Here is a 15,773-nt window from a genome sequence, read left to right as displayed (position 1 = left end):
TTTGAGAACGCTAATAATAATAAAGTGGATTGATGAATTATTTGTAAGTATAATATTAGTACTTAAGCTTGTTTTGATTTTGCAGATCCTGTATTTAAAGTAAGGGCAAGGAAGAACATTGCAAGCACACAAGAAGCAAGGAGCAAAATGAATCCGCCGTCCCATCCGAATCCATCTACAATAAAGCCCATAGCTGCGCTAGCAAAAGTAGCTCCGCCTAGGTAACCGAAGAAGCCAGTTAAACCAGCGGCAGTTCCAGCAGCTTTTTTAGGTGCTAAGTCTAGCGCGTGTAGACCGATTAACATAACAGGTCCGTAAATTAAAAATCCAATGGAAACAAGTGCGATACTATCAATGATTGGGTGACCAGCGGGATTTAGCCAGTAAACGAGAACAGCAATAAATACACCGACCATAAATAAAATACCAGCGGGTGCGCGGCGCCCTTTAAATAGTTTATCACTCATCCATCCGCAAAGAAGTGTACCTGGAATACCAGCCCATTCATATAGAGCATAAGCTGTACGTGAGCTACTATGAGTAAAGCTTTTTTCTTCTACTAAGTAAGTAGGAGCCCAGTCTACAACACCGTAACGAACGAAATAAACAAAAACGTTAGCGATAGCGATATACCATAAAAATTTATTGTTTAATACGTATGTAAATAAAATTTCCTTTACCGAAAGCTCGCGTTCACGGTCCGCTACTTTTTCATCTGATGGATATTCCCCAGTATGTTCTTCAATAGAAGGTAATCCGCAAGATTGAGGTGTATCTCTCATCGTAATTAATACATAAATCCCAACTAAAATCGAAAGAATACCTGGGAAGTAAAATATACTTTTCCAGTCATTTGCAAAGAAATATAAGCCTAATGTAACGAGAGAAGGCATAAGGGCGCCGCCGACATTATGAGCGACGTTCCAAATAGACATTTTTGTACCACGTTCACTAACGGAGAACCAGTGAACCATCGTACGGCCACAAGGAGGCCATCCCATACCTTGTACCCATCCATTTAAAAACTGAAGTACAAACATAAGTATAATGCTCGTTGTAATGAAAGAAAATGAGCCGAAAATAATATTAATGATACCTGATAAAAATAGCCCAGCTGCTAAAAAGTAGCGAGGATTACAACGATCGGATACGATACCCATAAGAAATTTACTTAATCCGTAAGCGATAGATACTGCTGAAAGGATAACCCCAAGTTCTCCTTTACTAAAGCCTTGTTCGATTAAGTATGGCATTGCGAGTGAAAAGTTTTTTCGAACAAAGTAGTAACCTGCATAACCGATGAAGATACCTAAGAATACTTGTAAACGCAATTTACGGTATTCGCTATCAGTACGATCAGTAGGTAAGCGTTCTGCGTGGGGCGCAGGTTTAAATAATTGTGTGAAAAACATAAAATGAAAATCCTCCCCTAATTAATTCGAAGCGTTTTAAGACAGAGAGAATAAAAAAAGGCTATGAAATATAAAAAAGTTCCCTTTTTTATGATTCATAGCCTTATACTCCGATTCTCCGTGACTGTCAATATTAACTTCGACGAAAATTATACAACTTTGTGACAGAAATGTAAACGTTTTTATAAAGAAAATTGTTGACGTAGTTTGTTTGTGGGATTAATATTTAAATACGTTAAATATTTTATTGCTTAAATAAGAGGTGGATAACATGCCAAATGATATGACTCATATTGATAAGATTCAAGCTCTTACATTCGCTATAGGAAAGAAAATGCAAACAGAGCTATTAGAACAAATGCAAGCATCAGGACTTACACCACCGCAGTTTTATATTTTAAAGATTTTAGATCATTACGGAGCTTCAAGAGCGACACAATTGGCGGAGAAAATGTACGTGAAACCGAGCGCGATTACAGTAATGATTGATCGTTTAATTGATCATGGGTTAGTAGAGCGCTATCACGACGATAATGACCGCCGCGTTGTTGTCATTGAGCTAACTAAAAAGGGGAAAGCTACAGTAGAAGAGGCGATGGCGGCTCGTAATGAGCATATTGCAAAATACTTCTCACACTTAGAATTACAAGAGAGGGAAGATTTGTTACGCCTCTTTGAAAAGCTAGAAACAATTATTTGCGGGACACCAGAGAAAAAAGAGAAAAACTAAGAGGAATTGAGGAGATTACATGGAGCAACAAGAAAATCAGAATAGAAAGTTGTTGTTAATCGGTTTAGTAATCGCAATGCTATTTGCTGCATTGGACGGAACAATCGTTGGTACAGCAATGCCGCGTATCGTCGGTGAACTAGGTGGATTAAGTTTAATGACATGGTTAACAACAGCTTACATGTTAACATCAACAACGGTTGTACCGATTGCAGGTAAATTAGCGGATTTACTTGGGCGTCGTAACGTATATATAGCAGGATTAATTATCTTTATGGTTGGGTCAGCGTTATGTGGTATGGCAAACGGTATGACAGAATTAATTATTTTCCGTGGTATTCAAGGTCTTGGTGGCGGTATTATGATGCCAATGGCTATGATTATTATCGGAGATATGTTCACGGGAAAAGAACGTGCTAAATGGCAAGGTATTTTTGGAGCTCTATATGGTCTTGCCTCTGTAATTGGGCCACAAGTTGGTGGTTGGATTGTAGACGCAGTGAACTGGAGATGGGTATTCTATATTAACTTACCAGTTGGTATTTTAGCGACAATCTTTATTGCAATGGGATTAAAAGCACATAAACAAACAGGACCAATTAAAATTGATATCGCTGGAATCTTCACGATGATTCTCGGTGTTGTAAGTTTATTACTTGCGTTAACGTTTGGTGGAAAAGATTATGCATGGGGTTCTTGGCAAATTATCGGGTTATTTGCACTAGCTGCCATTGGTATTGTTAGCTTTGTTATCGTTGAAACGAAGGCTGAAGAACCAATTTTACCGATGCACTTCTTTAAAAACCGCACATTTACACTACTGAATGCGATCGGTTTCTTTATGAGTATTGGAATGTTTGGAGCAATTATGTTCGTACCATTCTTTATGCAAGGAATTGTAGGCGTAAGTGCTGCTGAATCAGGAACGATTATGACACCGATGATGATCACAATGATCGTTATGAGTATTATCGGTGGTCAGCTTGTATTAAAAATTGGTGTGAAACCACAAATTATTACAGGGATGCTTATTATGGCTAGTGGTTTCTGGTTATTAACAACGATGGATATGCACACAACTAAGCTTACCGCTACTTCTTATATGATGGTTATCGGTTTAGGAATGGGTCTTGTTATGCCGATATTAACATTAGCATTACAAGAAAGCTTCCCGAAAAAAGATCTTGGCGTTGTAACATCATCAAGCCAATTCTTCCGTCAAATCGGTGGGACATTCGGTATTACAATTTTAGGATCAATTATGAATAACACTTCAGGTACAACGTTAACAAATAAATTAATACCTGTATTAGACACATTCCCAAAAGAAGCGGGACAAATGGTAACAAAATTGAAAGATATGATTCATACAGATCCACAAAGTTTATATTCTATGCTCTTTAGTCCAGAGGCATTAAAACAAATGCCAGAAGCATTTTCTAACAGCATCGTACCAATTTTGAAAAGTTCTTTAGTGGACTCACTTCATACTGTATTCTTAACAGGATTGGTATTTATCGTAGTAGGTGCTATCTTTACGATTTTCTTACAGAAGATTAAACTGTCTGATCGTAAAAAAATTGCTGAAGAGCCTGCTGTAGAAGAGAAAGAAAAAACTGTATCATATTCATAGTGAAAAAGCATCGCCTTATGGCGGTGCTTTTTTGAGTATAGCCTTAAAAGCTTTTTAGTGAGAAATGATTGACGTATTTTTATAAATGCGTTATATTATTTCCTGTAAACGGTTACATGAAATGAGGAGAAAAGAGAATGAGTACGATTAAAGACGTTGCAAAATTAGCAGGGGTATCTGTTGCGACCGTTTCCAGAGTGTTAAATAAAAATGGATATGTTCATGAGGATACATTAAAAAAAGTAGAGCGAGCAATTGAAATGCTAGATTATAAGCCTAGTACAGTAGCACGATCTTTATACAATAAAAAATCTCGTTTAATTGGCTTAGTTGTTCCAAATATCGTGAATCCATTCTTTCCAGAAGTTGCACGTGCCGTAGAAGATGTAGCATATAAGCAAGGTTACACAGTTGTCCTTTGTAACTCTGATGAAAATTTAGAAAAAGAGAAACAATACATTGATGTGCTTAGACAAAATAATGTGGACGGGTTTATTGTGGCAACGAATCCACAAAATAGTGTTAATTACATGAATTTGTCTATTCCAGTTGTTGCGATTGACCGTATGTTTAATGAGCGCATTCCTACTGTATATGCAGATAACTATGCAGGGAGTCAGGCGGCGACAAAGTTATTAATAGACAAAGGGTGTAAACATATTGCACATATTCGTGGACCGCGTGATGTGAGCACAGCTAATGAACGTTTTGAAGGTTTTGTAGACGTTATTACGCAAAATAATCTTTCTTATATGATTGCAGAGAGTACATTCGATCCAGCTAATAGTGAACAGGTCGCGGTGGAATTATTGGAAGAATATCCGCATATTGATGGAATTGTTGCTGGGAATGATTTAATTGCAATCGGCGTTGTAAAGGCTGCACTTCAAAAGGGGATTTCTATTCCAGACGATTTACAAATTATCGGATTCGATGGAATTTCTTTAACAGAAATGATGTATCCATCTATTACAACTGTTGCACAGCCAATTTATGAAATGGGGAAAGTTGCAACAGAATTGTTGTTAGAGCAGATGGAAGGAAATCCATTAGAAGAGAAACACTATCGTTTACCGATTGAAATTATAGAACGAAATACAACGAAGTAAGGAGATGAGACAGATGCCAAATATTGCAGTAGTGGGTAGTATTTCAATGGACTTAGTGGCTGTTTCAAAAATACGGCCGAAAGCAGGAGAAACGGTAATTGGTGAAGCGTTTCATACGATCCCAGGAGGAAAAGGGGCCAACCAGGCAGTCGCTGCAGCTAGATTAGGAGCAAATGTAGCGATGGTTGGTGCAGTAGGAAATGATGATTACGGAACAGTAGTTAGAAAAAATTTAGAGAACGAACGCGTTTTTATCGACTATGTGGTACCGGTTACAGATAGAACGACAGGAATCGCTCATATCGTTTTAGCAGAAGAGGATAATAGTATTGTTGTCGTACAAGGAGCAAATGCTCTTGTAAGTGAGTCGATTGTAGATCGTTCAAAAGACCTTCTTGTAAAAGCTGATATGGTTGTTCTTCAACTAGAGATTCCGCTTGAAACAGTAAAATACGTTCTGGCTATTTGTGAGGAGCATAAAATTCCAGTTATGTTGAATCCGGCTCCAGCACAATTTTTATCAGAAGATATTTTAGAAAAAGCGACTTATATTACGCCGAATGAACATGAATGTCGCATTGTATTAGATGATTTTACATCACCAATTGAAGAGTTACTGGCTAAGTATCCAAACAAACTACTGATGACAGAAGGGTCTAATGGTGTTCGTTTCCATAACGGAACGGAAGTTGTTCAAGTTCCAAGTATTGCTGTAGATGTAGTAGATACGACTGGAGCTGGTGATACATTTAACGGCGCGCTAGCAGTTGCGCTTTCTGAAGGAGAAACACTTCAAAAGGCTATTCGTTTCGCGAATATTGCTGGTGGTCTTTCTGTAACAAAGCTTGGGGCACAGGGCGGTATGCCAACGAGAGATAGAGTACGTGAAGTGCAGGTGATTGTTGGATGAAAAAGCACGGTGTATTAAATAGCGAAATCGCGGCAGTCCTTGCTTCACTTGGACATACAGATACGATCGTAATTGCTGATTGCGGGTTACCTATTCCTGATGGAGTAAAACGAATTGATTTAGCAGTAGAAATCGGAAAACCTAGTTTTTTAGACGTATTACAAGTTGTTGCTGATGATATGGCAATTGAAAAAGTGACGTTAGCAGAAGAAGTTATTATGAATAATGCAGAGGTAAATAAAGAAGTTGAGATGCGATTAATAGAGCCAGCATTTGAATATGTGTCTCATAAGGAATTTAAAGAGCATACAAAGAGAGCGAAGGCGATTATTCGTACAGGAGAAGCAACGCCTTATGCGAATGTTATTTTACATGCAGGCGTGATTTTTTAATAAAGGGATGTGATGAGAATGCATATTGAAATGAAGAACATTTCAAAAGCGTTCAGTGGTAATCCTGTTCTAAAAAACGCACAGTTTATGATTGAAACAGGAGAAGTCCATGCATTGATGGGGGAAAATGGAGCGGGGAAATCGACGCTCATGAAGATTTTAACAGGTGTATATAAAAAAGACAGTGGAACAGTCACAATTGATGGACAAGAACGAACTTTTAAAAATGCGAAAGAAGCGGAAGAGTACGGTATTGCATTTATCCATCAAGAGTTGAACATATTACCAAATTTAACGGTAGCTGAAAATATGTTTCTTGGAAAAGAGTTAATGTATGGGAAAACGGGCATTTTACGTACGCGTCAAATGAATGCGATTGCCCAGCAGCAATTAGCAGATCTTGGTCTACATGTGAGAGGCGCTATGCTAGCAGGTGAATTATCAGTTGGACAACAGCAAATTATTGAAATTGCTAAAGCATTAATGACAAAGGCGAGCGTTATTATTATGGATGAACCTACAGCAGCATTAACAGATCGCGAAATTGAAACGCTGTTTATTGTTATTAATAAATTGCGTAAAGAGGGCGTTTCATTCGTTTATATTTCACACCGGATGGAAGAAATTTTTTCAATATGTGATGCTATTACGATTTTGCGTGATGGAGAATATGTAGGGAAGAGATTAATTCTAGAAACGTCATTTGATGAAGTAGTTAGCATGATGGTGGGCCGCAGTATTGGTGAACGTTATCCAGAACGAAGTAGTCAAATTGGCGAAGTGATTTTTGAAATGCGTAACGGAACGAAAAAAGGAAAATTTGAAAATGTTTCGTTTCAAGTTAGAAAAGGTGAGATCCTTGGTGTTGCGGGCTTGATGGGAGCTGGTCGCACGGATATTATGAAAGCGATATTTGGATATGAACCGCTTGATTCAGGACAAATTTTTATGAATGGACAAGAAGTAAAAATTGATAGTCCAATTGATGCGATTAGACAACGAATTGCCTTTATTACAGAGGATAGAAAATCTGAAGGGCTTGTGTTAGATTTTTCGATTCGTGAAAATTTAGCTTTACCAAATTTAGAAAGTCTTTCAAAGGGAAGCGTTGTTAATAAAGGTTTAGAACAGCAATTTACAGAGGATATGATGAAGCTTCTTAATGTGAAAGCAGCAAACGGAGAGCAAGTTGTAAAATCTCTTTCTGGTGGAAATCAGCAAAAGATTGTAATTGCAAAATGGTTAGGTATTCATCCGCAGTTACTCATTTTAGATGAGCCAACAAGAGGTGTAGATGTTGGGGCTAAAAAAGAAATTTACTCTATTATGAATAAGCTTACCGAGCAAGGAGATGCCGTTATTATGGTATCGTCGGAGCTTCCAGAAGTTTTAGGAATGAGTGATCGTGTTCTCGTCATTCATGAAGGGAAAATCGGTGGTATTTTAGAGAAAGATCAGGCATCGCAAGAGTCTATTATGGCACTAGCTACAGGGGGAGAGTAAGATATGGCTAAGAAGGGGAATGTATTACAACAACTCGGTTCTTTAATCGGTTTAGTGTTAATTATCGTAGTGATTACAGCTTTAAATCCAGCATTTATTGAAATTCCAAATTTATTTAATATACTGCGCCAAGTATCGATTAATGCACTCATTGCATTTGGAATGACCTTCGTTATTTTAACAGGGGGTATTGACTTATCGGTAGGTTCTATTTTAGCATTATCAAGTGCACTTGTTGCCGGAATGATGGCAAGTGGCATGGATCCGTTCCTTGCGATGGCAGTTGGATTATTAGCAGGTCTTGTAATGGGGATTGTAAACGGTATCATTATTACGAAGGGAAAAGTGGCTCCGTTTATTGCGACTTTAGCAACGATGACTATTTTTCGCGGGTTGACGCTTGTTTATATGGACGGACGTCCGATCACTGGTCTTGGTGATCATTTAATGTTCCAAATGTTTGGCCGTGGTTATTTCCTTGGCATTCCTGTGCCAGCCGTTACAATGATGATCGCTTTTGCAGTACTGTACTTTATTTTAAAGAAAACAACGTTTGGTCGCCGTACGTTTGCGATTGGTGGAAATGAAGAAGCGGCAGCTTTATCAGGTATTAATGTTACGAGAATTAAAGTAATGATTTACGGTCTTTCCGGAATTTTGGCAGCGCTTGCAGGTATTGTATTAACATCACGATTAGATTCTGCACAGCCGACTGCTGGTACTTCTTATGAATTAGATGCAATTGCTGCAGTTGTGTTAGGAGGAACGAGTCTTTCAGGTGGAAGAGGATGGATTGTTGGTACACTCATCGGTGTACTTATCATTGGTGTGCTAAATAACGGTTTAAATTTATTAGGTGTATCTTCTTTCTTCCAACAAGTTGTAAAAGGACTTGTAATCTTACTAGCTGTACTAATTGATCGTCGAAAAGAAGCGTAATGGAGGGGCAATTCATGAAAAAATGGTTACTGATACTCGTTGCATGCATCATGGTAGTTACTGCTGGTTGTTCAATGGAACCACCAGATTGGGCAAAGGATTCTAGCGATAAAGGTCGAAATAAAACTATTAAAGTTGGATTTTCTGTTTCAACTTTAAATAATCCATTTTTCGTCACGTTGAAAAAAGGTGCAGAAAAGAAAGCAAAAGATAGCGGCATTGAATTAATTGCTGTTGATGCACAAAATGATGCAGCGAAGCAAACAAACGATGTTGAAGATTTAATTCAAAAAGGTGTCGATGTAGTTGTTATTAATCCAACCGACTCAGATGCTGTTGCTTCAGCGGTAAGTGCAGCCAATGCAGCCAATGTTCCTGTTATTACAGTAGACAGAGTTGCAAATTCAGGTAAAGTTGTTTCTCACATAGCTTCCAACAATGTAGAAGGTGGTCAAATGGCTAGTGATTACATTCGGGAAGTAGTTGGTGAAGGAACAAATGTCGCTGAGTTAGAAGGAATCCCTGGATCGTCTGCTGCTCGTGAGCGTGGGAAAGGATTCCATAACGTAGCTGATAAGTCTTTAAAAGTAGTAGCAAAACAAGCAGCTGATTTCGATCGTGCAAAAGGATTATCCGTTATGGAAAATATTTTGCAAGCGAATAGCGATATAAAAGCAGTGTTCGCTCATAACGATGAAATGGCATTAGGCGCAATTGAGGCATTGAAATCTGCTGGTAAAACGGATGTAGTCGTTGTTGGATTTGATGCAACGGACGATGCTGTAAAAGCGGTTAAAGATGGACGCATGGCAGCAACAGTCGCTCAAAAACCGGAATTAATTGGAGAGAAGGCGATGGAAACAGCAAAAGAGATAACACAAGGTAAAAAAGTGGACAAATTTATTCCGATTGAATTAGAGCTTATTAAGAAAAAATAAATATAAAATGAAAATTAGGAAGGAAGAATAACAAATGAAATTTTTTATTGATACAGCAAACGTTAACGAAATTAAAGAGGCAAATGCATTAGGTGTAGTAGCTGGAGTAACGACAAATCCATCACTTGTAGCAAAAGAAGGCGTAGATTTCCATGAGCGTATTCGTGAAATTTGTAGCTTTATTGAAGGACCTGTAAGTGCAGAAGTAATTAGCTTAGAAGCTGATAAAATGATTGAAGAAGGAAAAGAGTTAGCAAAAATCGCTCCAAACGTTGTTGTAAAAGTTCCAATGACAACAGAAGGCTTAAAAGCAGTAAAAGCATTCTCTGATTTAGGAATTCGTACAAACGTTACATTAGTATTCTCAGCAGTGCAAGCATTACTTGCAGCTCGCGCTGGTGCGACATACGTTTCACCGTTCTTAGGTCGCCTAGATGATATCGGTCATAACGGTATGGACTTAATCCGCCAAATCGCAGAAATCTTTGCAATTCACGGCATTGAAACAGAAATCATTGCAGCATCTGTACGTCACAGTGTTCACGTAACAGAAGCAGCATTAAACGGTGCACATATTGCAACAATCCCGGCAAACGTAATCGCTTCATTAGTGAAGCACCCATTAACAGATCAAGGAATTGAGAAATTCTTAGCTGATTGGGAAAAAACACAAGAGAAATAATACGAAATGGAGAACCCAAGTTTAATTAACTTGGGTTCTTTTTTGTTTGAAAGAATTTTCATGCAATTTTGCATATTGTCTTTTAAATTTTTAATATAAGCTATTTAATATATAACAAATCACTCTTTATTTTTCATATTTCGACATAAAAGAATAAAGGGTCTGACCAGAAAACTGGAGGGCATGATTCTATAACAGAAGGTTTATTGTTTATAGAATTATGTCTTTTTATATACAAGGGAGGATAGAGCAAGAAGATTGTGGTTACTTTGTATATCTTTATCTGAATTTTAAGATTTATAAAAGGAGAGAAATATAATGAGAAGAAAAGCGCCATTTAAAGTGTTGTCGTCATTAGCAATTGCGACAATCATCGGATGCACAGCTGTAATGAGTGCTCCGTTAGCATACGCAGAAACGCCAGCGAAAGCAAAAGAAAGTATGTCTACAACGCCAATTGATCATAATTTAATTCAAGAAGATCGTTTAGCGGAAGCGTTGAAAGAAAGAGGAACAATTAATCCAGCATCGTCTAAAGAAGAGACAAAAAAGGCTGTAGAGCAATATATTGAAAAGAAACAAGGGGATCAGGTAAATAAAGAAATTCTTCCAGATGATGCTGCTCAAGAAGCGTCTGATTTCGTAAAAAAGGTAAAAGAGAAGAAGATGGAAGAAAAGGAAAAAGTAAAGAAAGCTGAAAAAAATGTTAGCCCTGAGCAAAAGCCAGAGCCAAATAAAAAGCAATTAGATGGGAAAGTTCCAACTTCTAAGGCGAAACAAGCTCCATATAGTGGACCTGTCCGCAATGATAAAGTGTTAGTGTTACTCGTTGAATTTAGTGATTATAAACATAATAATATTGAGCAAACACCAGGTTATATGTATTCGAAAGATTTTAGTAGAGAACATTATCAAAAAATGCTATTTGGTAATGAACCTTACACATTATTTGATGGTTCGAAAGTAAAAACATTTAAACAATATTATGAAGAGCAGTCTGGTGGTAGTTATACGACAGACGGATATGTAACGGAGTGGCTAACTGTGCCAGGAAAAGCTGCTGATTACGGAGCTGATGGTAGCAGTGGTCATGATAATAAAGGTCCAAAAGGCGCACGTGATTTAGTGAAGGAAGCTTTAGGTGCGGCAGCTGAAAAGGGATTAGATTTATCTCAATTTGATCAATTCGATAGATATGATACAAATGGTGACGGTAATCAAAATGAATCTGACGGTGTAATTGATCATTTAATGGTAATCCATGCTGGTGTTGGTCAAGAAGCTGGTGGCGGTAAATTAGGTGATGATGCGATTTGGTCACATCGTTCAAAATTAGCAAGAGATCCAGTAGCGATTGAAGGTACAAAATCAAAGGTAGATTACTTTGGTGGAAAAGTAGCAGCGCATGATTACACAATTGAACCAGAAGACGGCGCAGTAGGTGTGTTTGCACATGAATTTGGACATGACCTTGGTTTACCGGATGAATATGACACGAAGTATACTGGAACTGGATCACCAGTCGAAGCTTGGTCATTAATGAGTGGAGGTAGTTGGACAGGAAAAATCGCAGGAACAGAGCCAACTAGTTTTTCACCACAAAATAAAGACTTCTTACAAAAGAATATGGGCGGCAACTGGGCGAAGATTTTAGAAGTAGATTACGATAAAATTAAGCATGGTGTAGGAGTTCCTACATATATTGATCAGAGTGTTACAAAATCAAATCGTCCAGGTGTCGTACGTGTCAATTTACCAGATAAGAGTATTGAAACAATTAAGCCTGGATTTGGAAAGCGTGCATACTATAGTACAAGAGGCGATGATATTCATACGAAATTAGAAACACCGTTCTTTGATTTAACGAAGGGAACAAATGCAAAGTTCGATTATAAAGCGAATTATGAATTAGAAGCTGAGTGTGATTTCATCGAAGTACATGCTGTAACTGAAGATGGAACGAAAACATTGATTGATAGATTAGGAGAAAAGATAGTACAAGATGATAAAGATACAACAGATGGGAAATGGATTGATAAATCATACGATTTAAGTCAGTTCAAAGGGAAGAAAGTTAAACTACAATTCGACTATATTACAGATCCAGCTTTAACATATAAAGGTTTCGCAATGGATAATGTCAATGTAACAGTTGATGGACAAGTAGTATTTTCAGATGATGCAGAAGGACAATCTAAAATGAAGTTAAATGGATTCGTTGTTTCTGATGGGACAGAAAAGAAACCTCATTATTATTATCTAGAGTGGAGAAACTATGCTGGGTCAGATAATGGATTAAAAGCGGGAAGAGGTCCGGTGTATAATACAGGTCTTGTCGTTTGGTATGCAGATGATAGCTTCAAAGATAACTGGGTTGGGGTGCATCCAGGTGAAGGATTCCTTGGTGTTGTTGACTCTCATCCAGAAGCGTTAGTTGGCAATCTAAACGGGAAACCAGCGTACGGTAATACTGGAATGCAAATTGCAGATGCTGCATTTTCGTTTGATCAAACACCTTCATGGAGTGTGAATTCATTTACACGAGGACAGTTTAATTATACTGGATTACAAGGTGTTACAACGTTTGATGATTCAAAAGTATACAGTAATAAACAAATTGCTGATGCGGGACGAAAAGTTCCAAACCTTGGACTTAAATTCCAAGTTGTTGGACAAGCAGATGATAAGTCTGCAGGTGCTGTTTGGATTAGACGTTAATAAAATAAAAGCACATTCTTCATAAGAAGAGTGTGCTTTTTTATTTGTAAAGTAAGTTATTATTTTAGTTCATGTAATACAACTGTTGGTTCATGTATAGTGTATCAAATTATGTGGGGAAAAGAAATATTTCCGAGGAAATTGTCGAAGTATCGTCAGTATTCATTCAGTTTCTTTTTTTAGGAAGAAAGTATTATTGCTTTTATACATAAGTTTATTTACAGTGTTACTTGGTTATATGCAAAAATAATATATATTAGGCGAAAAAAAGACAATGATGGAATTAACCCATCATTGTCTTTTTTACTTTGCTTCTTACATAAATCATTCCAGAAAATGTTAATAAGAATGCAGTTCCGATAACAAAGCTAGCGCTAGGTGATGCCCCGATTGCTCCGACTGTAAAGGAGCCAGCAACAACTCCTAATGAGAAGAAGGCATAAAATAATCCAAATGCTTTCCCACGCTTATCGTCTGTTGTATTTTCAACAAGTAAGGCATTAATAGATGGGAAGAGGATAGCGAATCCAATTCCATAAATCATCATTACGATGAAGAGCATACCTTTTGTTGTAAATAATCCGAGTAAAGATAATGCTAATGCCATTACTGTAATCCCAATCAGCATTAGTTTTGAACGATTAAATCGATCGTAAATACGATTTGTTGGAAGTAAGAAGAAGAGGATAGCGGTAATTCCGAATACACTTAACATCATACCTGTTGTAGATGCTTTAAGTGCCAACGCCTCAACTTTTACTGGTAACATATATGTGACAATTCCTTGTGAAAACATTAGAGTGAAAGCACCAATATATGCCTGTAATAACGGTTCTGATTTCAATAGTTCAATCATATCTTCTTTGTTCATCATTTGTGTTCTTGATGTATCTTTCCTTGATACGTTATTTGGTAAGAAGAATAGAGATACGATTGTACCAAGGGCCATTAAAATAGAAATGGTAATGAATACCCACTCTATACCAGCTGTTGCTTTCATAATACCACTGAAAGCAGGTCCTACGATTGCCGCTATTCCAACAGCAGCACCAGATAGAGCCATTGCCTTACCTTGCCTTGCTGAATTTGTTTGTTTTGATAAAAACGTAAAGGCAGCAGGAATTAAAAATCCGTCACTAAAACCGTGCATAAAGCGCACAACTAATAGTTGTTCACCACTTTGAACAACGGTGTATAACAAGACTATGAAACTCGTAATTCCCATGCTTATATAAAGGATTTTTTTTGCACCAAATTTATCGACAGCGGCTCCAGCAATAATATTACCGATCATATTAGCGAATGAGTACATACCGACAACTAGCCCGATAACAAGAGGGGTTCCTCCAAGGCTTTGAGCGAAAGTACTCATAATAGGTAATTGTGAAAATGTATCTAAAAACGCTACGATAACAATAAAGTAAATAAAATATTTCAAGCGATATTCACCTCTCCTATGCTATTATGGCATAATGCTAATTTCAACTGCAATGAAATTGAATTAACAGATGTAGAAAAAAGTACAAAGTGACAAAATGGTGAACGTTATTTGTTAAAAATTAGTGGGAATGAGATTGTTTTTTTGAAATATATGGATGGAAGTATTATAATAGAATTGTAAACTTCACCAGGTTAAGTATATACATAGAGAGGGATGTTTAAAATGAAAGCATTACTTTGGCATAATCAACGTGATGTACGAGTAGAAGAAGTACCAGAACCAACTGTAAGACCAGGAGCAGTGAAAATTAAAGTTAAATGGTGTGGTATTTGTGGGACAGACTTGCATGAATATTTAGCAGGACCTATTTTTATTCCAACAGAAGAACATCCATTAACACATGTGAAAGCACCGGTTATTTTAGGTCATGAGTTTAGCGGTGAGGTAGTAGAAATTGGTGAAGGTGTTACATCTCATAAAGTGGGAGACCGCGTTGTTGTAGAACCAATTTATTCTTGTGGTAAATGTGAAGCTTGTAAACATGGACATTACAATGTTTGTGAACAACTTGTTTTCCATGGTCTTGGTGGAGACGGCGGTGGTTTCTCTGAATATACAGTAGTACCAGAAGATATGGTTCATCATATTCCAGATGAAATGACGTATGAACAAGGTGCACTTGTAGAACCAGCAGCAGTAGCAGTTCATGCAGTACGTCAAAGTAAATTAAAAGAGGGTGAAGCTGTAGCGGTATTTGGTTGTGGTCCGATTGGGCTTCTTGTAATCCAAGCAGCAAAAGCAGCAGGAGCAACTCCTGTTATCGCAGTGGAACTTTCTAAAGAACGTCAAGAGCTAGCTAAATTAGCAGGTGCTGATTACGTATTAAATCCAGCAACTCAAGATGTACTAGCAGAAATTCGCAACTTAACAAATGGTTTAGGTGTAAATGTTAGCTTTGAAGTAACAGGTGTTGAGGTTGTACTACGTCAAGCAATTGAAAGTACAAGTTTTGAAGGCCAAACTGTAATTGTTAGTGTGTGGGAAAAAGATGCGACAATTACTCCGAACAACCTTGTATTAAAAGAAAAAGAAGTTATCGGTATTCTTGGATATCGTCATATATTCCCAGCTGTTATTAAATTAATTAGCTCTGGCCAAATTCAAGCGGAGAAATTAATTACGAAAAAAATTACAGTGGACCAAGTTGTTGAAGAAGGCTTTGAAGCACTTGTAAAAGATAAAACACAAGTGAAAATTCTTGTTTCACCTAAATAATATATTATAGAAGAAAGTAGCCCTTTTCTAGAAATAGAAAAGGGCTACTTTTTTTCTATACTGAAAGGTGATAGACTTTCCTTTAACTAAA

Annotated in this window: 13 protein-coding genes; 11 read left to right on the top strand and 2 right to left on the bottom strand. The window is 37.4% G+C overall.

Features of this window, described 5'->3' with window-relative positions; all coding sequences use genetic code 11:
* Nucleotides 1-62 precede the first annotated feature (62 nt).
* On the bottom strand, nucleotides 63-1,412 hold the full coding sequence (glpT, locus tag MR071_RS15065) for a glycerol-3-phosphate transporter (RefSeq protein WP_242236638.1): 1,350 nt from the start codon (nucleotides 1,410-1,412) through the stop codon (nucleotides 63-65).
* A 271-nt stretch (nucleotides 1,413-1,683) separates the two neighbouring features.
* Between glpT and MR071_RS15060 the strand changes: the two genes are divergently transcribed.
* The 10 genes from MR071_RS15060 (at nucleotide 1,684) to inhA2 (ending at nucleotide 12,966) form a co-directional block, all read left to right on the top strand.
* Nucleotides 1,684-2,142 carry a MarR family winged helix-turn-helix transcriptional regulator gene (locus tag MR071_RS15060; RefSeq protein ID WP_105586101.1) on the top strand — a complete coding sequence of 153 codons (459 nt, stop codon included), beginning with the start codon at nucleotides 1,684-1,686 and terminating at the stop codon, nucleotides 2,140-2,142.
* 19 nt (nucleotides 2,143-2,161) lie between these two features.
* Nucleotides 2,162-3,775, top strand: a complete 1,614-nt coding sequence (locus MR071_RS15055; protein WP_242236636.1) for an MDR family MFS transporter — start codon at nucleotides 2,162-2,164, stop codon at nucleotides 3,773-3,775.
* A gap of 137 nt (nucleotides 3,776-3,912) precedes the next feature.
* Entirely contained in the window at nucleotides 3,913-4,884 is a 972-nt protein-coding gene (gene rbsR, locus MR071_RS15050) for a ribose operon transcriptional repressor RbsR (RefSeq protein WP_242236634.1), read from the top strand.
* 13 nt (nucleotides 4,885-4,897) lie between these two features.
* Nucleotides 4,898-5,794, top strand: coding sequence for a ribokinase (rbsK, locus tag MR071_RS15045; RefSeq protein WP_242236632.1), 897 nt, complete (start codon nucleotides 4,898-4,900; stop codon nucleotides 5,792-5,794).
* Nucleotides 5,791-6,186, top strand: coding sequence for a D-ribose pyranase (gene rbsD / locus MR071_RS15040; RefSeq protein ID WP_098779609.1), 396 nt, complete (start codon nucleotides 5,791-5,793; stop codon nucleotides 6,184-6,186). The genes rbsK and rbsD overlap by 4 nt, the downstream gene beginning before the upstream one ends.
* Before the next feature lie 18 nt (nucleotides 6,187-6,204).
* A complete protein-coding gene (gene rbsA / locus MR071_RS15035) occupies nucleotides 6,205-7,689 on the top strand; it encodes a ribose ABC transporter ATP-binding protein RbsA (RefSeq protein WP_242236630.1) in 1,485 nt (494 codons plus the stop codon).
* Between the two features lie 3 nt (nucleotides 7,690-7,692).
* Nucleotides 7,693-8,628, top strand: coding sequence for an ABC transporter permease subunit (locus tag MR071_RS15030; RefSeq protein ID WP_105586097.1), 936 nt, complete (start codon nucleotides 7,693-7,695; stop codon nucleotides 8,626-8,628).
* 14 nt (nucleotides 8,629-8,642) lie between these two features.
* On the top strand, nucleotides 8,643-9,566 hold the full coding sequence (gene rbsB / locus MR071_RS15025) for a ribose ABC transporter substrate-binding protein RbsB (RefSeq protein ID WP_105586096.1): 924 nt from the start codon (nucleotides 8,643-8,645) through the stop codon (nucleotides 9,564-9,566).
* 34 nt (nucleotides 9,567-9,600) lie between these two features.
* The gene (fsa, locus tag MR071_RS15020; protein WP_105586095.1) at nucleotides 9,601-10,248 is read left to right on the top strand and encodes a fructose-6-phosphate aldolase; all 648 of its coding nucleotides are present in this window, start codon (nucleotides 9,601-9,603) and stop codon (nucleotides 10,246-10,248) included.
* A gap of 318 nt (nucleotides 10,249-10,566) precedes the next feature.
* Nucleotides 10,567-12,966 (top strand): M6 family metalloprotease immune inhibitor InhA2, encoded by a 2,400-nt coding sequence (inhA2, locus tag MR071_RS15015; RefSeq protein ID WP_242236628.1) that lies wholly within the window; start codon nucleotides 10,567-10,569, stop codon nucleotides 12,964-12,966.
* 283 nt (nucleotides 12,967-13,249) lie between these two features.
* On the opposite strand, the gene MR071_RS15010 is transcribed toward inhA2, so the two are convergent.
* On the bottom strand, nucleotides 13,250-14,404 hold the full coding sequence (locus MR071_RS15010) for an MFS transporter (protein ID WP_242236627.1): 1,155 nt from the start codon (nucleotides 14,402-14,404) through the stop codon (nucleotides 13,250-13,252).
* 225 nt (nucleotides 14,405-14,629) lie between these two features.
* Here MR071_RS15010 and bdhA point away from each other — a divergent pair, with 225 nt between their 5' ends.
* Nucleotides 14,630-15,682, top strand: a complete 1,053-nt coding sequence (bdhA, locus tag MR071_RS15005; RefSeq protein ID WP_000645832.1) for a (R,R)-butanediol dehydrogenase — start codon at nucleotides 14,630-14,632, stop codon at nucleotides 15,680-15,682.
* Nucleotides 15,683-15,773 lie beyond the last annotated feature (91 nt).

Source organism: Bacillus cereus group sp. BfR-BA-01316, from assembly GCF_022664195.1.
In the GTDB taxonomy this organism is placed as follows: Bacteria; Bacillota; Bacilli; order Bacillales; family Bacillaceae_G; genus Bacillus_A.
Note: the sequence above shows the minus strand (reverse complement) of the source record. Positions and strands in the feature narration are given on the sequence as shown.

What these genes read in the sequence shown, in the direction of transcription:
- rbsR (WP_242236634.1), top strand. Translation starts at nt 3,913, where the DNA reads ATGAGTACGATTAAAGACGTTGCAAAATTAGCAGGGGTATCTGTTGCG.
- MR071_RS15055 (WP_242236636.1), top strand. Translation starts at nt 2,162, where the DNA reads ATGGAGCAACAAGAAAATCAGAATAGAAAGTTGTTGTTAATCGGTTTA.
- rbsB (WP_105586096.1), top strand. Translation starts at nt 8,643, where the DNA reads ATGAAAAAATGGTTACTGATACTCGTTGCATGCATCATGGTAGTTACT.
- bdhA (WP_000645832.1), top strand. Translation starts at nt 14,630, where the DNA reads ATGAAAGCATTACTTTGGCATAATCAACGTGATGTACGAGTAGAAGAA.
- MR071_RS15060 (WP_105586101.1), top strand. Translation starts at nt 1,684, where the DNA reads ATGCCAAATGATATGACTCATATTGATAAGATTCAAGCTCTTACATTC.
- fsa (WP_105586095.1), top strand. Translation starts at nt 9,601, where the DNA reads ATGAAATTTTTTATTGATACAGCAAACGTTAACGAAATTAAAGAGGCA.
- glpT (WP_242236638.1), bottom strand. Translation starts at nt 1,412, where the DNA reads ATGTTTTTCACACAATTATTTAAACCTGCGCCCCACGCAGAACGCTTA.
- rbsK (WP_242236632.1), top strand. Translation starts at nt 4,898, where the DNA reads ATGCCAAATATTGCAGTAGTGGGTAGTATTTCAATGGACTTAGTGGCT.
- rbsA (WP_242236630.1), top strand. Translation starts at nt 6,205, where the DNA reads ATGCATATTGAAATGAAGAACATTTCAAAAGCGTTCAGTGGTAATCCT.
- rbsD (WP_098779609.1), top strand. Translation starts at nt 5,791, where the DNA reads ATGAAAAAGCACGGTGTATTAAATAGCGAAATCGCGGCAGTCCTTGCT.
- MR071_RS15030 (WP_105586097.1), top strand. Translation starts at nt 7,693, where the DNA reads ATGGCTAAGAAGGGGAATGTATTACAACAACTCGGTTCTTTAATCGGT.
- inhA2 (WP_242236628.1), top strand. Translation starts at nt 10,567, where the DNA reads ATGAGAAGAAAAGCGCCATTTAAAGTGTTGTCGTCATTAGCAATTGCG.